The 21,232-nt window shown below is 73.6% G+C and carries 21 protein-coding genes; 8 read left to right on the top strand and 13 right to left on the bottom strand.

Translation table 11 applies throughout. The features are described 5' to 3' along the window. Window positions 1–68: 68 nt before the first annotated feature. Genes ACRAKH_RS17390 through ACRAKH_RS17370 form a run of 5 tightly spaced genes read right to left on the bottom strand, consistent with a single transcriptional unit; the run spans window position 69 to window position 5,090 of the window. Window positions 69–1,196, bottom strand: coding sequence for an FAD-dependent monooxygenase (locus tag ACRAKH_RS17390; protein WP_380718521.1), 1,128 nt, complete (start codon window positions 1,194–1,196; stop codon window positions 69–71). After that, window positions 1,193–1,714, bottom strand: a complete 522-nt coding sequence (locus tag ACRAKH_RS17385) for a TetR/AcrR family transcriptional regulator (protein ID WP_380718519.1) — start codon at window positions 1,712–1,714, stop codon at window positions 1,193–1,195. Before ACRAKH_RS17385 ends, ACRAKH_RS17390 begins: the two co-directional genes overlap by 4 nt. Window positions 1,715–1,744: 30 nt before the next feature. Continuing rightward, window positions 1,745–2,803: a winged helix DNA-binding domain-containing protein gene (locus tag ACRAKH_RS17380; RefSeq protein ID WP_380718517.1), complete on the bottom strand. Its 1,059-nt coding sequence runs from the start codon at window positions 2,801–2,803 to the stop codon at window positions 1,745–1,747. Window positions 2,804–2,851: 48 nt separating this feature from the next. Next, complete coding sequence (locus ACRAKH_RS17375) at window positions 2,852–3,727, bottom strand: TIGR03619 family F420-dependent LLM class oxidoreductase (protein WP_447009947.1); 876 nt, start codon at window positions 3,725–3,727, stop codon at window positions 2,852–2,854. A gap of 43 nt (window positions 3,728–3,770) precedes the next feature. Further along, entirely contained in the window at window positions 3,771–5,090 is a 1,320-nt protein-coding gene (locus ACRAKH_RS17370) for a serine hydroxymethyltransferase (protein ID WP_380718513.1), read from the bottom strand. Between the two features lie 75 nt (window positions 5,091–5,165). Between ACRAKH_RS17370 and ACRAKH_RS17365 the strand changes: the two genes are divergently transcribed. Together ACRAKH_RS17365 and ACRAKH_RS17360 are read left to right on the top strand one after the other, a co-directional pair. Continuing rightward, a complete protein-coding gene (locus tag ACRAKH_RS17365; protein ID WP_380718511.1) occupies window positions 5,166–6,008 on the top strand; it encodes a PucR family transcriptional regulator in 843 nt (280 codons plus the stop codon). A 99-nt stretch (window positions 6,009–6,107) separates the two neighbouring features. Continuing rightward, the gene (locus ACRAKH_RS17360) at window positions 6,108–6,536 is read left to right on the top strand and encodes a MarR family winged helix-turn-helix transcriptional regulator (RefSeq protein ID WP_380718509.1); all 429 of its coding nucleotides are present in this window, start codon (window positions 6,108–6,110) and stop codon (window positions 6,534–6,536) included. 6 nt (window positions 6,537–6,542) lie between these two features. Here the strand turns inward: ACRAKH_RS17360 and ACRAKH_RS17355 are convergent, their stop codons facing one another. From ACRAKH_RS17355 to ACRAKH_RS17340, 4 genes are all read right to left on the bottom strand, one after another. After that, the gene (locus tag ACRAKH_RS17355) at window positions 6,543–7,586 is read right to left on the bottom strand and encodes a hypothetical protein (RefSeq protein ID WP_380718507.1); all 1,044 of its coding nucleotides are present in this window, start codon (window positions 7,584–7,586) and stop codon (window positions 6,543–6,545) included. Then, window positions 7,583–8,323 (bottom strand): hypothetical protein, encoded by a 741-nt coding sequence (locus tag ACRAKH_RS17350; RefSeq protein WP_380718505.1) that lies wholly within the window; start codon window positions 8,321–8,323, stop codon window positions 7,583–7,585. Before ACRAKH_RS17350 ends, ACRAKH_RS17355 begins: the two co-directional genes overlap by 4 nt. A gap of 94 nt (window positions 8,324–8,417) precedes the next feature. Further along, window positions 8,418–9,704 (bottom strand): M20/M25/M40 family metallo-hydrolase, encoded by a 1,287-nt coding sequence (locus ACRAKH_RS17345; protein WP_380718502.1) that lies wholly within the window; start codon window positions 9,702–9,704, stop codon window positions 8,418–8,420. After that, entirely contained in the window at window positions 9,697–10,524 is an 828-nt protein-coding gene (locus ACRAKH_RS17340; RefSeq protein WP_380718500.1) for a M55 family metallopeptidase, read from the bottom strand. The genes ACRAKH_RS17345 and ACRAKH_RS17340 overlap by 8 nt, the downstream gene beginning before the upstream one ends. Window positions 10,525–10,619: 95 nt before the next feature. Here ACRAKH_RS17340 and ACRAKH_RS17335 point away from each other — a divergent pair, with 95 nt between their 5' ends. From ACRAKH_RS17335 to nikE, 5 genes are all read left to right on the top strand, one after another. Beyond that, entirely contained in the window at window positions 10,620–11,921 is a 1,302-nt protein-coding gene (locus ACRAKH_RS17335) for an ABC transporter substrate-binding protein (protein WP_380718498.1), read from the top strand. Between the two features lie 177 nt (window positions 11,922–12,098). Next, window positions 12,099–12,401 (top strand): hypothetical protein, encoded by a 303-nt coding sequence (locus tag ACRAKH_RS17330; protein WP_380718496.1) that lies wholly within the window; start codon window positions 12,099–12,101, stop codon window positions 12,399–12,401. Next, window positions 12,398–13,354, top strand: coding sequence for an ABC transporter permease (locus ACRAKH_RS17325; RefSeq protein ID WP_380718494.1), 957 nt, complete (start codon window positions 12,398–12,400; stop codon window positions 13,352–13,354). The genes ACRAKH_RS17330 and ACRAKH_RS17325 overlap by 4 nt, the downstream gene beginning before the upstream one ends. Continuing rightward, a complete protein-coding gene (locus ACRAKH_RS17320; protein WP_380718492.1) occupies window positions 13,351–14,235 on the top strand; it encodes an ABC transporter permease in 885 nt (294 codons plus the stop codon). Before ACRAKH_RS17325 ends, ACRAKH_RS17320 begins: the two co-directional genes overlap by 4 nt. Then, on the top strand, window positions 14,232–15,812 hold the full coding sequence (gene nikE, locus ACRAKH_RS17315; RefSeq protein WP_380718490.1) for a nickel ABC transporter ATP-binding protein NikE: 1,581 nt from the start codon (window positions 14,232–14,234) through the stop codon (window positions 15,810–15,812). Before ACRAKH_RS17320 ends, nikE begins: the two co-directional genes overlap by 4 nt. A gap of 118 nt (window positions 15,813–15,930) precedes the next feature. Here nikE and ACRAKH_RS17310 read toward each other — a convergent pair whose 3' ends face one another. The 4 genes from ACRAKH_RS17310 to ACRAKH_RS17295 form a co-directional block, all read right to left on the bottom strand. Continuing rightward, the gene (locus tag ACRAKH_RS17310; protein WP_380718487.1) at window positions 15,931–17,142 is read right to left on the bottom strand and encodes an acyl-CoA dehydrogenase family protein; all 1,212 of its coding nucleotides are present in this window, start codon (window positions 17,140–17,142) and stop codon (window positions 15,931–15,933) included. Then, a complete protein-coding gene (locus ACRAKH_RS17305; RefSeq protein WP_380718485.1) occupies window positions 17,142–18,161 on the bottom strand; it encodes a phosphotransferase family protein in 1,020 nt (339 codons plus the stop codon). Before ACRAKH_RS17305 ends, ACRAKH_RS17310 begins: the two co-directional genes overlap by 1 nt. Continuing rightward, on the bottom strand, window positions 18,158–18,799 hold the full coding sequence (locus ACRAKH_RS17300) for an HAD family hydrolase (protein WP_380718483.1): 642 nt from the start codon (window positions 18,797–18,799) through the stop codon (window positions 18,158–18,160). The genes ACRAKH_RS17305 and ACRAKH_RS17300 overlap by 4 nt, the downstream gene beginning before the upstream one ends. A gap of 67 nt (window positions 18,800–18,866) precedes the next feature. After that, complete coding sequence (locus ACRAKH_RS17295) at window positions 18,867–20,288, bottom strand: aminotransferase-like domain-containing protein (protein WP_380718480.1); 1,422 nt, start codon at window positions 20,286–20,288, stop codon at window positions 18,867–18,869. On the opposite strand from ACRAKH_RS17295, the gene ACRAKH_RS17290 reads away from it, so the two are divergent. After that, the gene (locus tag ACRAKH_RS17290) at window positions 20,263–21,228 is read left to right on the top strand and encodes a DMT family transporter (RefSeq protein ID WP_380718478.1); all 966 of its coding nucleotides are present in this window, start codon (window positions 20,263–20,265) and stop codon (window positions 21,226–21,228) included. The genes ACRAKH_RS17295 and ACRAKH_RS17290 overlap by 26 nt on opposite strands. Window positions 21,229–21,232 lie beyond the last annotated feature (4 nt).

Below are 21,232 nucleotides of genomic sequence, written 5' to 3'. Positions count from 1 at the left end.
GACCTGGGACAACTGCGGCTGAGCCCGCACACCGTCCCGCGGTGGCACGCGTGCTACCGCGGGACGCCTCAGCCGAGCGTGACCGGCTTGCCGACCAGGCTCGTCGCCACCACCCGGTCGACGCCCGGCAGGTTCGACAGCCTCATCGCCACCCGCCGCGCCCGCAGGCGCAGCCGCGACTCGGGCAGGAACCACCGCGCACCAGACCGTGCGACCTGTTGTTTCTCCGCCACCACGGGTTGCCAGGCCCGTTCGTACGCCGTCACGTCGTCCACGTGCCCGGCCAGCACGTAGGCCCCGCCGACGCCGAGCGACGCGCCCTGGCCGGCCAGCAGCGATACCGCGCCGCACGCGTCGCCCACCAGCACGACCCGCCCGGACGACCAGCGCGGCAACTCGACCTGCGCGACCTGGTCGTAGTAGATCTCCGCCGGGCAGCGCTCCAGCGCCCGCGGCACGACCCAGCCCAGCGACCCGTACGCCTCGACCACGGCCGCGCGGGGATCGGCGGGCAGGTCCGGTGTCGGGGTCCGGTGCACGGTGAACGCCGCCACCCGCCCGTCGCGCAGCCCGTAGAACCCGACTTGGCGCCCGGTGGTGTCGGTGACGCAGAACCGGCCCGTGACGAGCGCGTGGACCTCGGGGTCGTCGAACGTGAACGCCGCCGTGTGGAACCCGAGGTAGCGGACGTGACCGGGTCCGAAGACGAGTCGCCGCACGGCCGAGTGGACGCCGTCCGCGCCGACGAGCAGGTCACCGGGCACCGTCGACCCGTCCGCCAGCGTCGCGGTGACGCCGTAAGCGCCGTTGTCGACGCCCACGACCCCGGCGCCGTACCGCAGGGTCACGCCGGCGGGCAGGTCCTCGCGGAACGCGCGCTCGATGTCGGGCCGCATGATGCTCAGCAGCCGCCCGTCGACGGCGCGCGCGAGCCGGTCGAACCGGAGCCCGGCCACCCGCCGACCGCGGGAGTCGACGTAGGCCGCCTCGTCCACCCGGTACCCCAGCGCGCGCAGGCGCGGCAGCACGCCCATCCGTTCCGCGGCGTCGTAGCCGGGCCCGAAGAAGTCGATCATGTAGCCGGACGCGCGTGGTCCGGGCGCCTGCTCGACCACGACGACCTCGTGCCCGAGCGTCCCCAGCCGGTGGGCCAGCGCCAGGCCCGCGATGCCCGCGCCGCTGATCACGACCTTCACCGAAGCACCCTCCCCAGGACGGGCACGACGACGTCGGCGGTCAGGTCGGGGGAGAGCGCGCGGTGCAGCAGCACGCCGTCCACGGCCGCCGCGAGCACGGCCGCGGTCTCCGCGGGGGTGGGCACGTCCCGCGACGCCAGCCAGGCGGCGAGAGTGGCCCGGAACTCGACCAGCACCTCGCCGACGGCGCGTCGCAGGTCGTCGTTGCGGGTGGCGGCGAGGAACGTCTCGGTGAACAGCTCCTGCCCGTCGTGCCCGTCCAACGCGCCCAGCAGCAGTGCCAACGCGTCCGACGGCGTGTCGGCCTGCGCCAGCACGGAGGTGAGGCCGCCCACGGCGGACCGCAGCGCGCCGACGGCGGCCTCCACCAGCACGGCCTGCGTGGAGTCGAAGTGGTAGTGCACGATCCCCGACCCGACCCCGGCGCGGTCGGCGAGCACCCGCGTGCTGACCGCGCCCCAGCCCTTCTCGGCGATGAGTTCCGTGGCCGCGCGCAGCAGCCGTTCCCGAACCGTCATTGGACGATCGTACTGGACGATCGTCCAAATCTAGAGCCGGACATCTCCGCTCACGCCCGCGAACGCCAGCAGCCGTGCGCCTTCGGCCTCCACGTCGGCCTTCTGGTCACGGGTCAGCGGGCGGAAGAGCTCGACGTCCAGCCCGTCGCCCGCGATCTTCCACGTGCCGTGCACGAAGCCGTCCACCAGCAGCGTCGGCTTGCCGCCGATGATGATCCCGCGCCGGTAGTCCTCGTCGGAGATGACGCGGGTGCGGTCGTCGTGGCCGAGCAGCACGTTGTCGAACTCGGGCAGGAACCGCGCCGGCGCGGGCGTGTCGGGGTCGGGCAGCGGCGCCTCCGGCAGGTCGTACAGCGTGCGCCCGCGTTCGTCGGTGAAGACCCCCAGGTCCATCGCCTCGACCACGGGCTTGAGGCGGCTCATGCCGGCCCACGTCTGCACGTCCTTCACCGACGCGGGGCCGAACGCGGCCAGGTAGCGGCGCACGAACTCCTCGATCGGCGCGGCGGGTCCGGTGGGTCCGAGCCAGTGCGCGGCGGTCGTCCACCTCGCCGCACCGGACCTGCCCCACACCGCACGGGGCGGCACCTGCACGGACGGCACCAGGAAGCTGCCCGCGTAACCGAGCGCGGTGGCGTCGCGGTCGGGCCACCGCGCGCCGAGCAGGTCTCCGATCTCGCGCCGGGTGCGCGGCTTCTCCTCCAGCAACGTGGTGACGGCCCCGGTGAACTCGTCGACGTCGAGCCCTTCCACCACGAACCCGAACGGCGAGGACGCGAACCTGCGGTGCAGGAACGGCCGCAGCAGCGGTTCGATCCGGCCGTGGTCGGCGGCGGTGACCAGGTGGATCGTGGCGCGGTGCAGCGACGCCCGGACCACCTGCCGGTCCAGCAGCAGCGAGCCCAGGTCGTCGGGCCGGAACGACCGGATGCGCGACCACAGGCCGTAGTAGGGCGAGAACGGCTCCTGCGCCTGCATCCCGACCAGGTGCTCCACGACGTCGTGAGCGGTCCGGTCCACCCGGTCCAGCAGGAGCTGGCGGTGCAGGGTCGCCCGGTTCAACGCCCGGGTCGTCAGCTTCTCGGTCACGACGCCACGGTAGGCGTGATCGAGGACAACTCCGGTCCTCGATGGCGTTCAGCCCAGCTGCGGCCGCACCTCGTCGGCGACCCAGGCCATCGCGTCGGCCATGCGGTCCGCCGGCACGGGCATCCACAGCGCGCACAGCGTGATGCCCGCTTCCCCGAGGCGCCCGAGGTCATCCACGACGCTCGCGACGCTCGGTCGTGGTCCGCCGAGCGCGGGGCCGGGCGGTTCGCCCTCGAAGCCGGGCGGGACGAGGAACGAGACCGTGCTGAGGTCGAGGTCGGCGAGCGTGCGGCCGTGCGCCTGGGCCTCGGCGGCCAGCCGGCGTCGGATCTCCGGCATGGTGTCGGGGGTGACGCCGGAGCCGTGCCAGCCCGCGCCGAACCGGGCCGCGCGCCGGAGCGCGGCGTCGCTGTGCCCGCCGATCCACAGCGGCGGGCCACCGGGCGTCGTCGGCGTCACGCCGATCCGGGCGCCGGTCAGCGAGCCGAACGTCCCGGTCCGCGTGACCGGTCGGCCGCTCCACAGCGCGGTGAGCACCGACAGGTGCTCGTCGGTGCGCGCGCCGCGCCGTTCGACGGGCACGCCGACGGCCGCGAACTCCTCGGCGTGCCACCCGACGCCGACACCGAGGACGAACCGGCCGCCGGACAGCACGTCGAGCGACGACAACTGGTTGGCCAGCACCACCGGGTGGTAGTAGGGCAGGACGAGCACGCTGGTCACCAGCCGGACCCGCGTGGTGTGCCCGGCGACCGCGGACAGCAGCACGACGGGGTCCATCGCGGAGCCCGCGCTGCCGGCGAGCAGGTGGCTGGACATCAGCACGCTGTTGAAACCCAGCCGCTCGGCCGTGGCCGCGACGTCCAGGAACCTCTCGCCGGTCGCCCCGGCGCCCAGCGGTTCCAGCGACACCCCCAGGTGCATGGCCCCCCGCTCTCTCGTGGTCGGAAGATCGTCTTCCACCACGCTACCGAACGGTGGCGTTGACCTCCCGGCGCAGCGCGACGGCGTCCGCGCGGACGCGCTCGGGCGGCTCCCCGTCGATCAGCGCCCGCCGCATCAGGTCGGCGATGGCGGGCTGGTGCTCGGGCGTGAAGCCGCGGCGGGTGATCTCCTGGGTGCCGATGCGCAGGCCGCGCAGCCCTTCGTCGATGCGCTGCCACGGCAGGCCGATGCCGCTGAGGTAGACGCCGGCGTCGCCGAGCCGCACGGCCGCCGCGTCGCCGCCGCCGAGGGTGATCGCGTCGATCGCCAGGTGGTGGGAGCGGGTGAACTCGCCGTCGTGGCGGGCGACGTCGAACCCGTTGTCGGCCAGCGCGCGGCCGAGTGCCTGGGCGTTGGCGACGCACGCCCGCGCGTAGTCGGGTCCGCGTTCGGCGAGTTCGGCGGCGGTGACGGCGAGCGCGCCGAGCCGTCCGGCGTCGTAGTTGGCGAGCATGCCGGGGTAGGCGACGTTCGAGACGCGTTCGGCCAGGTCGGCGTCGCGGGTGACGACGCAGCCGCCGGACGGGCCGCCGAACGACTTGTAGGTGGAGAACGTCATGACGTGCGCGCCCTCGTGCAGGGGCCGCTGGAAGACCTTGCCGGCGACGAGCCCGGCCATGTGGGAGGCGTCGTAGACGAGGACCGCGCCGACCTCGTCGGCCGCCGCGCGCACCGCCGCGACGTCGTGCGGGAACAGCATGAGGCTGGCGCCGATGACCACGATCCGGGGCCGGTGCACGCGCAGGAAGCCGGGCAGCTTCGCGTAGTCGAGGTCGAGCTCGTCCGGCAGGTAGGGCAGGTCGACGACGGTGAGGCCGCGGATGGCGGGCACGCCCTGGGCGTGGTGGCTGGCGTGGCCGCCGGCGGACTCGGGCAGCACCGCGATCTTGTCGCCGGCGCGGGCGAACGCGGTGTAGACGGCGAGGTTGGCCAGGGTGGCGCTCTGGAGCCTGACCTCGGCGTGCTCGCCTTCCATGAGGGAGGCGACGAGCATCGGCGCGAGGACTTCGAGGGTGTCCAGGTGGTCGAGGCCGACCTGGTACTTCTCGCCCGGCCAGCCCATGCTGGGCCGGCTGGACACGGTGGCGGACAGGGCGGTCGCGGCGGCAGGGCTGAGCACGTTGGTGCCCGCGTAGAGCACGATCCCGTCGTCGTCGACCTGGGCGGCGTGGGCGTCGAGGGCCTTGCGGACGGTGCCCGCGACACCGGCGGCGGTCAGGTCGGCGGACACGGCGGCTTCGACCTCGGCGAGCCTGCGCTGCGCCTGCGGGGAGGCCCAGGGGGCGATCCGGCTGTTCGTCACGAACCGGAACGCTAGGGCGTGCCCGGCGGGTGGGGCGACCGTCCGGCGACTGGAGTTGTTCCTACAGTTGTCGGAATGCAGGAGCTGCTGGACGAGCTGTCCCGGGTGCTGGGGCGTGGCGTGTCGGTGGACGACGTGGCGGGCCGGGTGGTCGCGCACAGCGCCCAGACCGACGATGTCGACCCGGCGCGGGTGCGGGCGATCCTGACCCGGCGGGTGCCGGCGGACGTCGCGGCGTGGCAGGAGCAGCACGGCATCGCGACCGCGACGGGACCGGTGCGGGTGCCGGAGAACGCGGCCCTCGGGTTCCACCAGCGGGTCGGCTTTCCCTTGCGGCACAACGGGGTGCTCGTCGGCTACCTGTGGGTGCTGGGCGAGCCGCCGGAGGTGGACCTGGGCGGTCGGCTGGCCGCGTTGGCCGCGCAGGTGCCGGCCGGTGAGCGGACGCCGGTGCGGGTGGTGGTGGCGTTGGAGCCGCGGGTGGTGCGCACGGTGCCCGCCGGCGACGCCCTGCCGGAGCTGCCGGGGCACGTCGGCGTGAGCGACCCGCACCCGCCGGACCGGTCGGGGGCGGCGTACCAGCAGGCGTTGGCGGCGGCCGAGCTGGCGCGGCTGGACCCGGCGTTGCCGCGGCGGGTGCGGTGGTCCGAACTGGGCGCGTACCGGCTCCTGCTGGGCGCCGCGCCCGAGGACGTGCTGTCCGGGCTGTCGGACGTGCTGCTGCGGACGTTGGAGGTGTACCTCGACTCGGGCTGCGACGCGCGGGCCACGGCGGAGCGCCTGCACCTGCACCGCACCAGCCTGTACTACCGGCTGGGCCGGATCGGCGAGATCACCGGCCGCGACTTGGCCGACGGCGGGACGCGGCTGGAGCTGCACCTGGCGCTCAAGCTCGTCCGGTTGGCACGGCGGCCGTGAGGCGGCGCTCGCGGGTCGGGGCACATCCGCTCCGACTGCGGGCGGGGAGCCGGGCGCACGATAGGGTGATCGGCTTCCTGACCGACGTCAAGGAGTGATGTGCCCGCCGACCTCGGATTGCTGCTGTACCTCCCGCACCGCGAGCTGGAGAACCGGGTGTTCGCCGCCCTCGCGGAGGCGGGGTTCGACGACGTGACGCCCGCCCAGGCGCGGGTGTTCCACCGCATCGGCCCGGACGGGTCGCGGCTCACCGAGCTGGCGGAGGCCGCGCGGATCACCAAGCAGACCGCCGGTTTCCTGGTGGACCAGCTGGAACGCGCCGGCTACGTGGAACGCACGCCGGACCCGACCGACGCGCGGGCCCGGCTCGTCCGGGTGGCCGAACGGGGGCTGCGGGCGATCCCGGTGGGGCTGGCCGCGATCGCCGAGGTGGAGCGGGAGTGGACCGCCCACCTGGGTCAGCGTCGGATGGCGGCGCTGCGCGACGCGTTGACCCGGCTGAGGGAGGTCACCGACGTCTACCTGTAGCCGGTCCTACCGGCAGGTCGGCGGTCGTTGCTGCGCGCCGTGGTTCAGCTCGACGCGGATGTCGTCCTTATCGGGCAGCACCACGACGGTCCCGCGCGCCCTGGTCCAGCCGTCGGAGACCAGGAAGTACTTGCCGCCGGTCTTGTCGAGCAGCCGCAGGCCGAGGTAGCGGAACCGGTACTGCGAGCCCTCGGCGGGCAACGGCTCCTCGCACGCGCCGGGCGCCGTGATGTGCATGCGTTCCTTGGCGTACACGACGACGGCGGTCCTGGCGCGCACGTCGGCGGCGAACGCGCGGGCCAGCTCGACGCCCTCGACCTCGGCGTAGTTGCCCGCCGACCAGAACAGCGACAGGGACACGACGGCGAACGCGAGCACCCTGGTCCACGTCGGGTGCGTGTCCGGTCGGCGCAGGCGGCTCGCGTACAGCGACACCAGGATGCCGCCGCCGACCGCGAGCGGGAACGCGTAGAAGCTCGTCACCGGGAACACCAGGCCCAGCGCCACGGCGATCGCGGGCAGGAGGACCCAGGCGAGGGACAGCGCGGTCCGCAGCGCCCGCGCGCGTGCGCCGGGTCTCGCGCTCGCCGTGCGGACGTGCGGTTCCAGCCAGCGGCAGACCAGGGCGATCACGACCACGACCGCCAGCAGCAGGAACACCGGTCCGACGCTGCGCAGCACGTAGTCCGTGGTGGACAGGTCGAGCACGAAGCTGTCGAGGCCGAGTTCGCGGGCCTGGACGTGGCTGCGCCGCCAGCCGAAGTAGACGAGCAGGCCGGTGAGCACGGTGACGTTGGCCAGCACCTCGCCCACCCGCTGCACGGCGTCCGGCTGGTCGGAGCCCGTGCCGGTGTCCGCGGGCCCGGTGTCTCGGCGGTCTGTGTCCGGGCGGTCGGGTTGCGGGCGCTCCCGGCCGGGACGCTCCGCGTCGGCGTGGTCCGGGCCGGGTGGGTCCGGGCCGGGTGGGTTCGGGCCGGGGCGCCCGGTGTCCGCGCGGTCCGTACCCGGGCGTTCGGCGGCGGGCCGGTCGCGGTCGGCCGGTGTGGTCATGACGTCGTGGTGGTCGTCGTGGTTGTCGTGGTCGTGCGGCCCGTGGTCGTGGTGCCGGCCCCGCCCGTCCGCGACGTCGTGGTGGTCGTGGTGGCTTCGTTCGCGTCGGTGCGCGGGTCGTCCCTGGGCCCGCCGGGCGGCGGGGGCCAGCCCGGCGGCCTGCCGGCGGCGCAGGGGAAGCTCTGCGGTTCCCGCTGGTCGAGGACGCTGCGCACGGCCTGGTAGGTCGGGCAGTCGACCGCGCCGCTGCCGTCGCCTCCGGTGTTCACCAGCCAGCCGTACCGGCCGGCGCGCCCGTACATCGCGCGGGCCCGCGACTCGTCGCCCCGGCACAGCGCGACCGCCGCGTCGTAGAGCAGGACGTTGCGCGGGCTCGTCATGGAGCGCCACTCCTGCTCCAGGGTCGTCTTCGCCGCCCCGCAGTCCCGGAACGTGGCCAGCTGCCGGTACACGTTGTCCTCGGCGAAGCTCGGCGAGTCCGGTCCCACGGGCAGGAACCAGCCGTACCTCCGGCCGTTGCCGGTCGGGCCTCCCGTGCCGCCCGTGGTCTCACCCGTCGTGCCCGTCTCGCCCGTCTCGCCCGTTGTGGTTCCGCCGTCGCCGGTGGAGCCGCTCGTGGCCGTCGCCGGGTCGGTGGTGGTCTCGCCGCCCGGCCGGTCGAACGCCCCGCTCCCGCACGCGGCGAGGCCCACCGCCGCCGCGACCGCCACCGCGGTCGTCGTGGTCCGCGTCCACATGGCATACCGCCTCCTTCGCCGTCACGGCAGAGGAGGCACGGCCGGTCGCCGGGGATACCGGTCCCGGTGTCGCCTTTCGGGTGATTCCGGGCGGCTAGGACGACAGGAAGCGGTCCAGGACGCGGGCACCGTGGCGGAGGCCTTCGACGGGGACGCGCTCGTCCACGCCGTGCGGCATGGCGCGGTAGTCGTAGCCGGGCGGGATGGACAGCGGCGAGAAGCCGTAGCAGTCGATGCCCAGGCGGCTGAACGCCTTGGCGTCGGTCCCGCCGCCCATGCAGTACGGCACCACGACGGCGTCGGGGTCCTCGGCGCGCAGGGCCGCGGCCATCGCGTCGAACCAGGGCGAGTCGATCGGCGCCTGCACGGGCGGCTCGTTGGCGATGAACTCGCGCCGCACGTCCGGCCCGAGGGCGGCGTCGATCGCGGCGAGCAGCTCGTCCACGGTGCCGGGCAGGGTGCGCACGTCGACCTCGGCGGTGGCGGTGCCGGGGATGACGTTCACCTTGTAGCCGGCCTGCAGGACGGTGGGCGTGGTGCTGTTGCGGACGGTGTTCTCGACCAGGCGGGCGGCGGGGCCGAGGCGGGCGACGGTGCCGTCCACGTCGTCGAGGTCGACGTGGACGCCGAGCGCCGCGCCGACCTGCTCGATGAACGCCCGCACGGCGGGGGTGAGGCGCACGGGGTGCTCGATGGCGGTGATGCGGGCGAGCGCGCCGAGGAGGTTGACCACGGCGTTCTCGTCGTTGCGGCGGGAGCCGTGGCCGGCGCGGCCGGTGGCGGTGAGGCGCAGGTGGGACGTGCCGCGCTCGGCGGTGCCGATGGGGTAGATCCGCTGGTCGCCGACGGGGTAGGCGTAGCCGCCGGACTCGCTGATGGCGGCGGCGCAGCCGGTGAAGAAGTCGGCGTGGTGGTCGACGAGCCACTGGGCGCCGTACTCGCCGCGGTCCTCCTCGTCGGCGACGAACGCGAGCACGATGTCGCGGCGCGGCCGGCGGCCCTCGCGGGACCAGTCGCCGAGCACGGCGAGGACCATGGCGATCATGTCCTTCATGTCGACCGCGCCGCGGCCCCACAGGTAGCCGTCGCGCTGGACGCCGGCGAACGGCGGCACGGTCCACTCGGACGGGTCGGCGGGCACGACGTCGAGGTGCGCCTGCACGAGCAGCGCGGGCAGGCCGGGGTCGACGCCGGGCACGCGGGCCAGGACGTTGGCGCGGCGCGGCGCGGATTCGAGCACGGTGGCGGGCACGCCGACGGCGTCGAGGTGCCCGGCGACGAACTCGGCGGCCTCCCGTTCGCCGGCGGACCGGCCGCGGCCGTGGTTGGTGGTGTCGAACCGCAGCAGTGCCGCGCACAGGTCGACGACGTCCTCAGCCATAGATACCCTCCACCGCCCCCGCGGCGATCGCGGTGACGACCTTGAACGCCTGCATCGCCAGGGTCATCGACGCGGCGTCGAAGCCCACCCGGCGTGTTCCGACCTGCTCCACCGTAGGGACCACCGCCGCGGCGGCCGCGAGGTGGGTGGCGTCGAACTCGACTTCGACCCGGTGGGAGGTGACCGAGCCGGGTGCGCGTCCGGCGCGGCGCACGGCGGTCCGGGCGGCGGCGGTGATCAGCTCGGACGTCACCGAGGGCGGCGCGCAGACGGCGGCGTACCGGCTGACGCACTCCTTGACGGCGACGAGCTCGGCGTCGGGCGCGTAGTCGCGGGCGTCGTCGCACGCCTTGTCGTCGCCGGTCACGAGCAGCACGGGGACGCCGTGCTCGGCGGCCAGCGCCGCGTTGAGCCTGCCCTCGCTCGCCGGGACGCCGTCCAGCCACACGCCGGTGATGGAGTTCTCCAGGTAGGTGTGGGCGAGGACGCCCTCCTGGCCCGCGCCCGCGTGGTAGCCGAGGAACACCACGCCGTCCACGCCGGAGTCGATGCCCTGCATCATCGACAGCGGCTTGTGCCGTCCGGTGAGGAGCCTGGCCCGGGGGTCGAGGTCTTCCAGCAGGAGGTTGCGCTGGGACGAGTGGGCCTCGTTGACGAGCACGTCGGCCGCGCCGCCCGCGACGGCCCCCGCGACGCAGGCGTTGACGTCACCGGTGAACAGCTGGCGGAAGCGCTGCCACTGCTCGGTCTGCGGGACGACGTCCGCGGTCCACGTGACACCCGTCGCCCCCTCCATGTCCGCCGAGATCAAGATCCGCATGGGTTTCACCGTACCGAGTGGTCGTCGGTTCTTGACGAATGACTCACGGTAGTGGTTACTTCTTGACTTCCACTCACGGGCGGGAGGCGGTCACTGTGGGTATCCGGCGATTCGGCGCGGTCACGGCGGCGATGGCGATGGTGGTCCTGCTGGCGCCCACACCGGCGCCGGCGCAACAGGCGGTCACCTTGAGGGTGGCGATCACCCAGCAGGTGGATTCGCTCAACCCGTTCCTGTCGATCTTCCAGGCGGGCACCGAGGTCGGCCGGCTGATGTACGACTACCTCACCGCCTACGACGTCAAGGACCAGCACCCCGTGGAGGGCCTGGCGTCCCGGTGGGAGTCCTCCGAGGACCGGCTCACGTGGACGTTCCACATCCCCGAGGGCAAGAAGTGGTCCGACGGGCAGCCGATCACCGCCAAGGACGCGGCGTTCACCTACGACCTGATGATGCGCGACGAGGTCGCCGCCACGGCCAACGGCAGCTTCACCGCCACGTTCGAGTCCGTGACCGCCGCCGACGACCGCACGCTGGTCATCAAGACCAAGCAGCCGCAGGCGACCATGCTGGCGCTGGACGTGCCGATCGTCCCCGAGCACGTGTGGTCGAAGGTCACCGACATCGGCGAGTACCGCAACGACCAGGTGCCCGTGGTGGGCAGCGGGCCGTTCATCCTCACCGAGTACCGGGCCAACGAGTTCATCCGGTTCAAGGCGAACAAGGACTACTGGCGCGGCGCGCCGAAGTACGACGAGCTGACGTTCAGCTACTACAAGACCTCCGACGCCGCCGTGCAGGCGTTGGCCAAGGGCGAGGTCGACCTGGTCAACCGGATGGGCCCGGCGCAGTTCGACTCCCTGAAGGACGAGGAGGGCGTCACCCGCAACAAGGCCAACGGCCGCCGCTTCAACGAACTGGTGATCAACTCCGGCGCGGCGACCCGCACCGGTGAGCCCATCGGCGACGGCCACCCCGCCCTGAAGGACGTCGTGGTGCGCCGCGCGATCGCGAAGTCCATCGACCTCGACGCGATCATCGACCGGGTCAACGGCGGCTACGCGCAGCGCGGCACCGGCCCCATCCCGCCGGTGTTCGGCGACTACCACCTCACGCCCGACCCGGCGCACCCGTACGACCCGGCCGCCGCGAACGCCGACCTCGACCGGGCCGGGTACGCGCGCGGCGCCGACGGCATCCGCGTCTCGCCCGAGGGCAGGCGGATGGAGCTGCGGCTGCTCGGGCACGCCAGCCGCGCCTACGACGAGCAGACCGGCGAGTTCGTCAAGCGGTCCCTGGCCGACCTCGGCATCGTGGTCGACGTGCAGATCGTGTCCGACAACCAGCTCAACGAGTCCAGCACCGCCGGGACGTTCGACCTCGTGTTCTCCGGCTGAGGCACCAACCCCGACCCGGACTTCATCCTGTCGCTGCACACGTGCGACCAGCGGCCCAACGCCGACGGCAAGGGCGGCACCACCGACACGTTCTTCTGCGACCCCGAGTACGACGCCCTCTACGCCGAGCAGCGCGCCGAGTTCGACCCGGCGAAGCGGGCGGAGCTGGTCAAGAAGATGCAGCAGCGGTTCTACGACCAGGTGCCCGCGGTCGTCCTCGGCTACGACAACGCGCTGGAGGCCTACCGCAGCGACAAGTTCGCCTCGTTCCCCGTGCAGCCCGACCCGGGCGGCGTGATCATGGCGCAGAACGGCGTGTGGGGGTACTACGGCGCGACGCCGACCGCGGCGGCCGCCCAGTCCACCGGCTCCAACACCGGTCTCGTCGTGGCCGTCGTCGGCGGCGTCCTGATCGTCCTGCTCGGCGGCGCGTGGCTGATCAGCCGCCGGCGCGGCGCCCGCGCGGAGGACCGCGAGTGATCCGGCACCTCGCCGGCAAGCTCGGCGGCGCGCTGGTCAGCCTCGCGTTCGTCGTGGTGCTCGGGTTCCTGCTGTTCCGCGTCATCCCCGGCGACCCGGTCGTCGCGATGACGCGGGGCAGGCCGGTGACCGGGGACCAGCTCGCCGAGCTGCGCGCCCGCCTCGGAGTGGACAAGCCGCTGCGGGAGCAGTTCGTCGACTACGTCGCCGCGGCCGTGCGCGGCGACTTCGGCACGTCCTACGTGTACAGCAGGCCGGTGCTGGAGCTGATCGGCGAACGGCTGTGGCCGACGGTGCTGCTGGTGGGCACGGCGACCGTGCTGGCCGTCGTGCTGGGCCTGTGGCTGGGCATCCGGGGCGCGTGGCGGCGCGGGTCGCGGTCGGACCGGATCTCCACCGGGCTGGCGCTGGCGCAGTGGGCGATGCCGACGTTCTGGCTGGGCATGCTGCTGTCGCTGGTGACCGGCGACCTGTTCCCCAGCGGCGGCATGCGCTACCCGGACACGCCGCCGGACTTCCTGTCGCAGGCGTTGGACGTGGCCCACCACATGGTGCTGCCGTGCCTGACGATGATCGCCGTCGTCTACGCGCAGTACCTGCTGGTGATGCGGTCCTCGCTGCTGGAGGAGATGCACGCGGACTACCTGACCACGGCACGGGCGAAGGGCCTGCGGGACGACCTGGTGCGGCGCAGGCACGCGGTGCCCAACGCGTTGCTGCCGACCGTGACGCTGGTGTTCCTGCACCTGGGGCTCGTGGTGTCGGGCGCGATCACGGTGGAGACGGTGTTCTCCTGGCCGGGCCTGGGTTTGCTCACCTACGAGGCGCTGACCGGCCCGGACCTGCCGCTGTTGCAGGGCACGTTCGTGGTGCTGGCGGGCGCGGTGATCACCATGAACGTGGTCGCGGACCTGCTGTACCGGGTCCTGGACCCCCGGGTGCGTGCGTCATGACGTCGATCGTGTGGCAGCGGCGGAGGGCCTCGGCGCGCGCGACGTGGCGCGAGTTCGCGTCCCAGCGCGGCGGCCTGGCCGGCTTGGTCGGGTTGGCCGTGATCACGCTGCTGGCGGTCCTCGCGCCGCTGGTGACCGACGCGTCCGGGCTGGACGTGACGCGGGTGACCGCGTCGCCGTGGGAGCCGCCGTCGGCCGAGCACTGGCTGGGCACCGACCACAACGGGCGCTCGGTGCTGCTGCTGACGTGGTGGGGCACCCGGATCTCGCTGGTCGTGGGGCTCGCGGCGACGGTGTTGTCGGTGCTGATCGGCACCGTCGTCGGGATCGCGTCGGCGCACTTCGGCGGGTGGCTGTCGGCGGTGCTGATGAGGTTCACCGACTTCTTCCTGGTGCTGCCGTCGCTGGTGCTGGCGATCGCGCTGTCGACCGTGCTGCCGCGCGGCCTGGGCACGATCGTGCTCGCGATCGGCGTGACGGCGTGGCCCGCGACGGCGCGGCTGGTGCGGGCGCAGACCTTGTCGGTGGAGGCGCGCCCGTTCATCGAGCGGGCCCGCGCGCTGGGCGGCGGGCACGGTCACGTCATCGGCCGGCACGTGCTGCCCGCCGTGCTGCCGCTGGTGTTCGTGAACACGACGCTGACGGTGGCCAGCGCGATCGTGTCCGAGTCGACGCTGTCGTTCCTGGGGCTCGGCGACCCGACGCGGGTGTCGTGGGGGTCGATGCTGCACGCGGCGAACATGCACGGCGCCGTGTCGCAGCGGGCGTGGTGGTTCCTGGTGCCGCCGGGACTGGGCGTGGTGTGCGTGGTGCTGGCGTTCACGCTGTGCGGGCGGGCGCTGGAGACGGTGCTCAACCCGCGGCTGAAGGGGGAGCGGTGAGCCTGCTGGAGCTGCGCGACCTGAGCGTGCACTACCGGGGTGCGCGCGGCGAGGTGACGGCCGTGCGGTCGGTCGACCTGTCGCTCGACGCGGGGCAGACGCTGGGGCTGGCCGGTGAGTCGGGCTGCGGCAAGTCGACCGTGGCCATGTCGGTGTTGCGGCTGCTGCCCCGCTCGGCCCGCGTCGAGGGCCAGGTGCTGCTCGACGGCGAGGACGTCCAGGCGATGTCGTGGGGCCGGCTGCGCGCGGTGCGGTGGGCGGCGGCGTCGGTCGTGTTCCAGGGCGCGATGCACGCGCTGAACCCCGTCCACCGGGTGGGCGACCAGATCGCCGAGCCGATGCTCCTGCACGGCAGGCGGTCGTCCGCGGCGCCGTCGGCCGTGGCGGAACTGCTGGACCAGGTCGAGCTGCCCGCGCGGGCGGCCCGCGCCTACCCGCACGAGCTGTCCGGCGGGCAGAAGCAGCGGGTGATGATCGCGATGGCGCTGGCGTGCGGGCCGAGGCTGGTCATCGCGGACGAGCCGACGACGGCGCTGGACGTCGTGGTGCAGGCGCAGGTGCTGGCGGTGCTGAAGCGCCTGGTCGCCGAGCGCGGCATCGGGTTGGTGATGATCAGCCACGACCTGTCGGTGCTGGCGTCGACGTGCGACCGGCTGGCCGTGATGCGGCACGGCCGGATCGTCGAGGAGGGCCCGGCGCGGCGGGTGATCGCGGAGCCGGCCCACCCGCACACGCAGGCGTTGGCGGCGGCGTTCCCGACCGTGGGCGACCCGGCGTTCCGGCACGTCACGCCGGACGACGCGCCCGCCGGCCCCGTGCTGCTGCGCGCCGAGGGCGTGCGCGTGGACTACGGCTCCACGACCGCCGTCGCCGGGGTCGACCTGGAGGTGCGGACGGGCGAGATCGTCGCCCTGGTCGGTCAGTCGGGCTCCGGCAAGACCACGCTGGCCCGCACCCTGCTCGGCCTGCAACGCCCCACCGCCGGCCGCGTGCTGTTCGAGGGCGCCGAACTGCCCCGCTCGTCGTCGGGCCTGCGCGCCTACCGCCGTCAGGTGCAGCTCGTGCTGCAGGACCCGACGAGCGCCCTGAACCCGCGCCACTCCGTGTACGAGGCGGTCGCGGAGGGACTGCGCATCCACCACGTCGCCGGTGACGAGGCCGCGCTCGTCGCCGAGGCCCTGTCGCACGCCGAACTCCGCCCGCCGGAGCTGTTCTTCCCCACCCTGCCGCACGAGCTGTCCGGCGGGCAGCGGCAACGCGTGGTGATCGCCGGGGCGCTCGCCCTGGGGCCGCGGCTGCTGGTCGCCGACGAGCCGGTGGCGTCGCTGGACGCGTCGGTGCGCGGCGAGATCCTGGCCCTGCTGCTGCGGCTGCGCCGGGAGCTGGGCCTGGCCGCGCTGGTCATCACCCACGACCTGGGTCTGGCGTGGACGATCGCGGACCGGGTAGCCGTGATGTACCAGGGCGAGCTGGTCGAGCAGGGCACGGTGGAGGAGGTCCTGCTGGTGCCCAAGCACGACTACACGCGCACCCTGCTCGCCGCCGTGCCCCACCACGAGGTGCCCGTCACGGACTGACCCGGGTGTCGGCGTCACGACCGAGCCGGTCGTGACGCCGAACGCGGGCTGCCGGGGGCGTTCCGCACGTCCCCGCGGACGGCCGGAGCCCCGACGTGACCGACCGGGGCCCGGTTCGTCAGAGGTACTTCTTCAGCTCCCGCTTGGCCAGCGACATGCGGTGGACCTCGTCGGGGCCGTCGGCCAGGCGCAGGGTGCGCGCGGCGGCCCACAGCTCGGCCAGCGGGAAGTCCTGGCTCACGCCGCCCGCGCCGTGCGCCTGGATCGCCTTGTCCAGCACCCACTCGGCCATGATCGGCGTGCCGATCTTGATGGCCTGGATCTCGGTGTGCGCGCCCTTGTTGCCGACGGTGTCCATCAGCCACGCGGTCTTGAGGACCAGCAGCCGGGCCTGCTCGATCCGCACCCGCGACTCGGCGATCCACTCCTGCACGACGCCCTGCCGCGCGATCGGCTGACCGAACGCGACCCGCGAGATGGCGCGGCGGCACATCAGCTCCAGCGCGCGTTCGGCGATGCCGATCAGGCGCATGCAGTGGTGGATGCGGCCGGGGCCGAGGCGGGCCTGGGCGATCGCGAAGCCCTCGCCCTCGCCCGCGATGAGGTTGTCGGCGGGCACCCGCACGTTGTCGAACACGATCTCGGCGTGACCGCCGTGGGACGCGTCGGTGTAGCCGAACACGTGCATGCCGCGCTTGACGTGCACGCCCGGCGTGTCGCGCGGCACCAGGATCATGGCCTGCTGGCGGTGCCGCTCGGCGTCCGGGTCGGTCTTGCCCATGACGATGAAGATCGCGCAGTTGGGGTTCATCGCGCCCGACGACCACCACTTGCGGCCGTTGACGACGTACTCGTCGCCGTCGCGGACGATGCTGGTGGCGATGTTGGTGGCGTCGGAGGACGCGACGTCCGGCTCGGTCATGCAGAACGCGGACCGGATCTCGCCGTCCAGCAGGGGCCGCAGCCACTGCTTCTTCTGCTGCTCGGTGCCAAACATCGCCAGCACCTCCATGTTCCCGGTGTCCGGCGCGGCGCAGTTGAGCGCTTCCGGCGCCAGGTGCGGGCTGCGGCCGGTGATCTCGGCCAGCGGCGCGTACTGCAGGTTCGTGAGGCCGGCGCCGTGGTCGGGGTCGGGGAGGAACAGGTTCCACAGGCCCTGCCGGCGGGCCTCGGCCTTCAGCTCCTCCAGGACCGGCGGGCGGGCCCACGGGTCCTCGGCGTCGTGGAGCTGCCGCTCGGCGACCGGTTCGGCAGGGTAGACGAACTCGTCCATGAACCGCAGCAGCTTGTCGCGCAGTTCCTCGGTCTTGGCGTCGTAGGCGAAGTCCATCAGTGCTCCCCTGAGGTCGCGGCGAGTCCCTGCCGGACCAGCGGCAGGGTGAGTTGGCCGATCTGGTCGAACCCCGCTCCCACGGTCTTGCCGCGGGTGAAGCGGAAGTGGATGCCTTCGAGGATCACGGCGAGCTTGAAGTAGGCGAACGCCGTGTACCAGGCCAGTCCGGTGACGTCGGCGCCGCTGCGCTCGGCGTAGCGGCGCACCATCTCGTCGGTGGACGCGAATCCGGGCAGCGTGGGCACGGTGCCGGTGATCGGGTCGTCCTGCGCGCCGATGCCGTTCCAGTAGACGCACAGCAGGCCGACGTCGGCGAGCGGGTCGCCCAGCGTGGCCATCTCCCAGTCGAGGACGGCGCTGATGTCGAGGGGGTCCTCGGTGACGAGGACGTTGTCCAGCCGGTAGTCGCCGTGCACGACCGTGGCGCGTCCGGAGTCGGGGACGGTGCCCGCGAGCCGGTCGCGCAGCTGGTCGATGCCGGGCAGGTCGCGGCTGCGGGAGGCGTCGAGCTGCTTGCCCCAGCGGGCGACCTGGCGGGCCAGGAAGCCGTCCGGTCGGCCGAAGTCGGCCAGGCCGACGGTCGCCGGGTCGACCGCGTGCAGGTCGGCGAGCACGTCGACGAGCCGGTCGGACAGCGCGCGCGCCTTGTCGGGGGTGAGCCACGGGCACTGGTCGCGGTGCCGCAGCGCCGCGCCGGGCACTTCTTCCATCAGGTAGAACGGCGCGCCGAGGACGTCGGTGTCCTCGCACAGCAGCTCGACGCGCGGCACGGGCACGGCGGTGTCGGCGAGGGCCTTGATCACCCGGTACTCGCGCGCCATGTCGTGGGCGGTGGCCAGGACGTGGCCGAGCGGCGGGCGGCGCAGCACCCAGCGGCGCTCGCCGTCGGTGACGCGGTAGGTGAGGTTGGACCGGCCGCCGGGGATGATCTCGCCGGTCAGCGGGCCGGTGCCGAGGTGGGCGGCGAGCCGGTCGAGGTCCAGGCCGGGCAGGTCGGTGACGCGCTGGTCGGTCATGCGCTCGCTCCCCTGAGCTGGTCGATCACGGCGCGCGTGGAGTCGGCGTCGGTGTGCCGGTGGGCGTGCAGGCCGACCTGCCGGGCGGCTTCGACGTTGACCGGCGCGTCGTCGAAGAACACGCACCGGTCGGCGGGCAGCCCGAGCTGGTCGAGGGTGTGGTGGAAGATGCGCGGGTCGGGCTTGCGCATCCCGATGCGGCCGCTGATCACGATCGTGTCGAACAGCTCGAGGAGCAGGTCCTCGGGGTAGCCCTCGCCCCAGCTGTTGGACAGCAGGGCGGTCGTGATGCCGTCGGCGCGCAGCTCGCGGACCAGGTCGACCATCTTCGGGTCGGGGTGGGCGCTGCCGAACATGCGCCGCAGCAGGCCCTTGGACGCGATCTCGCGGCCGTCGAGGGTGGTCAGCTCGGCGGCGAGCAGGGCTTCGAACTCGGCGGGCGTCAGCTCACCGGTCTCCAGGCGGAACACCGGGTTGTCGGGGGCCGCGTCACGTCCCATCCAGGTCCGCATGGTGGTGCCGTAGCGGTCCCGGTCGATGTTCTCGGATGTCAGCCAGTCCTCGATGAAGGCGGGCACGGAGACCGTGAGCACGCCACCCCAGTCCAGCACCACCGCGTCGATGCGCCGTTCGTCCACGTCGCGAGGGTACCGACCGGTCGGTATGTAGGCAACCTACGCGGGTGCAGCGACGTCGGAGGCGCGCTCAGGCGTCGGCTCGTCGGTTGGCGGCGAGGGCGCGCCCGATCACGCGGGCGCCGTCGTGGAAGCGGTCCGGGTCCGGGCCGGAGTAGTTGAGCCGAATGAACGTGCCGGACGGTTCGGCGGGGAACCACTCGGCGCCGGGGCCGATCAGGACGCCGCCGGCCTCGCAGTCGCGGGTGAGCCGGTCGAGGTCGGTGTCGTCCGGCAGGCGCGCCCACAGGTGCAGGCCGCCCGGCGGCACGTGGTCGAGGTGGGCCTGCGGCACGTGCTCCGCGAGGGCGTCGACGAGCAGGTCGCGGCGGGCGCGCAGCTCGTGGCGCAGGGTCCGCAGGTGGGTGCGCCAGCCGGGCTGGGTGACGACGTCCAGCGCCGCGGCCTGCAGCAGGCCGCTGACGTACATCGACTCGGCCCCGCGGTCGGCGAGGATGCGCTCGCGGGCCGGACCGCGGGCGATGACGGCGGCGACGCGGACGGCCGGTGACACGCTCTTGGTGAGCGAACGCAGGTAGAGGACGTGACCGGCGTCGTCGTGCGCGGCGACGGGCCGGGCGGTGGTGTCGATGCCGAAGTCGTGGGCCCAGTCGTCGTCCACGAGGAACGCGCCGTGCGCCCGGACGACGTCGAGGACCTGCGCGGCGCGCCCGCTGGGCCACTGGGCGCCGGTGGGGTTGGCGTAGTTGGGCTGCGCGTAGAACACGCGTGCGCCGGTCTCCTCGAAGGCGCGGGCGAGGTCGTCCGGGTCCGGTCCGGTCGGTCCGCTCGGGACCGGGACGAGGTGCACGCCGGCCTGGGCCGCGGCGAGGATGGCGCCCCAGTAGGTCGGCGATTCGACGAGCAGCGGCTGACCGAAGCCCACCAGGGCGCGGAAGATCGAGCTGAGGCCGCTCTGGCTGCCGGGGAGGACCACGACGTCGCGCGGTGTGGGCGGCGTGACGCCGACCGGGGTGGCCTCGGCGAGTTCGTTGGCGAACCAGGCGCGCAGTTCCGGCAGCCCGGCGACGTCCGGCCGGGACAGCGCGGTGTCGCCGCGGGCGGCGCGGGTGAGCGCGGCGCGGACCAGCCGTTCCGCGAGGAGCGTGCGGTCGGGGTAGCCGGCGTGCAGCCCGATGGCGTCGGGCGAGGCGCTGCGCATGGCCGTCGACCCGGCCGGGAGGCGGGCGTGCGGGGAGCGCAGGGCGCCGGTCTGCCACCCGTAGTCGGGCGGGCGGGTGGAGCGCGTGGCGCGGACGAACGTGCCCACGCCGGGTCGGCTCTCGATGAGCCCGAGCGCGTTGAGCGCGCGCATCGCCTTCTGGACCGTGACCGGGCTCGCCCCGTACTCGGCCGTCAGCGCCCGCGTGGACGGGACGCGCGTGCCGGGTGGCGCCTGGTCGATCCACGCGCGCAGACCGGCCACGATGCGCCCGGTGCTATCGTTGGCCATGTCGGAACACAGTAGCGCTACTCTGAATCCGGCGGCAACGCTATCGCCGTCGCGGGTCGGGTTGTGGTGGGGGTTGCTGGGCGTGGCGGCGTTCTCCTTCACGGTGCCGTTCACCCGCGTCGCCGTCGGCGGCCTCTCCCCGCTGTTCATCGGCGCGGGCCGCGCGGTGATCGCGTCGCTGCTCGCCGCCGCCGCGCTCGCCCTGACCCGGCAGCGGCTGCCCCGGGGTGTCCAGTGGGCGAGGCTGGCCGTCGTCGCGGGCGGGGTGGTGGCCGGGTTCCCGCTGCTGACGTCGTACGCGCTGACGACCGTGCCGGCCAGTCACGGCGCCGTGGTGATCGGGCTGGTCCCGGCGGCGACGGCGGTCATGGCCGTGGTCCGCGGCCGGGAACGCCCGCCCACGTCGTTCTGGGTGACGGCCGCGGTCGGCGCCGTCGCCGCCCTGGTGTTCGCGTCGTTGCAGGGTGGCGGGTTCGGGCGGCTGCACTGGTCGGACTTGTTGCTGTTCGGCGCCGTCCTGGCCGCCGCGATCGGTTATGCGGAGGGCGGGCTGCTGTCCCGTGAGCTGGGGTCGTGGCAGACGGTGTCCTGGGCGCTCGTGCTGTCGTCGCCGCTGATGATCGGCCTGACGGCCGTGTCGGCGTTCCGGGAGGCGCCCTCGGCGTCGCCGGTCGAGTGGGCGGCGTTCGCCTACCTCGCGGTGGTGAGCATGTTCCTCGGGTTCTTCGCCTGGTACCGCGGTCTGGCGATCGGACCGATGGCGCGGGTGAGCCAGGTGCAGCTGGTGCAGCCCGTGCTGACGATCCTGTGGGCGGCGCTGGTGCTGCGGGAGGAGCTGGCCTGGCCGACCGTGCTCGGCGGGATCGCCGTGATCCTCTGCGCCGGCATCGCCGTGCGCATCCGACTCGACCGCACGGCGTCGGGGCCGGCTGCGCGATGACGTG

Source organism: Saccharothrix hoggarensis, assembly GCF_052936025.1.
This window is presented reverse-complemented; position numbering and strand designations above follow the sequence as displayed.

Bases quoted from the DNA above. Each gene is read 5' to 3' on its own strand.
- ACRAKH_RS17385 (WP_380718519.1), bottom strand. From the start codon at position 1,714: ATGACGGTTCGGGAACGGCTGCTGCGCGCGGCCACGGAACTCATCGCC.
- ACRAKH_RS17375 (WP_447009947.1), bottom strand. From the start codon at position 3,727: ATGCACCTGGGGGTGTCGCTGGAACCGCTGGGCGCCGGGGCGACCGGC.
- ACRAKH_RS17365 (WP_380718511.1), top strand. From the start codon at position 5,166: ATGCAGGAGCTGCTGGACGAGCTGTCCCGGGTGCTGGGGCGTGGCGTG.
- ACRAKH_RS17355 (WP_380718507.1), bottom strand. From the start codon at position 7,586: ATGACCACACCGGCCGACCGCGACCGGCCCGCCGCCGAACGCCCGGGT.
- ACRAKH_RS17350 (WP_380718505.1), bottom strand. From the start codon at position 8,323: ATGTGGACGCGGACCACGACGACCGCGGTGGCGGTCGCGGCGGCGGTG.
- ACRAKH_RS17345 (WP_380718502.1), bottom strand. From the start codon at position 9,704: ATGGCTGAGGACGTCGTCGACCTGTGCGCGGCACTGCTGCGGTTCGAC.
- ACRAKH_RS17340 (WP_380718500.1), bottom strand. From the start codon at position 10,524: ATGCGGATCTTGATCTCGGCGGACATGGAGGGGGCGACGGGTGTCACG.
- ACRAKH_RS17330 (WP_380718496.1), top strand. From the start codon at position 12,099: ATGCAGCAGCGGTTCTACGACCAGGTGCCCGCGGTCGTCCTCGGCTAC.
- ACRAKH_RS17320 (WP_380718492.1), top strand. From the start codon at position 13,351: ATGACGTCGATCGTGTGGCAGCGGCGGAGGGCCTCGGCGCGCGCGACG.
- ACRAKH_RS17310 (WP_380718487.1), bottom strand. From the start codon at position 17,142: ATGGACTTCGCCTACGACGCCAAGACCGAGGAACTGCGCGACAAGCTG.
- ACRAKH_RS17305 (WP_380718485.1), bottom strand. From the start codon at position 18,161: ATGACCGACCAGCGCGTCACCGACCTGCCCGGCCTGGACCTCGACCGG.
- ACRAKH_RS17290 (WP_380718478.1), top strand. From the start codon at position 20,263: ATGCGCCCGGTGCTATCGTTGGCCATGTCGGAACACAGTAGCGCTACT.
- ACRAKH_RS17295 (WP_380718480.1), bottom strand. From the start codon at position 20,288: ATGGCCAACGATAGCACCGGGCGCATCGTGGCCGGTCTGCGCGCGTGG.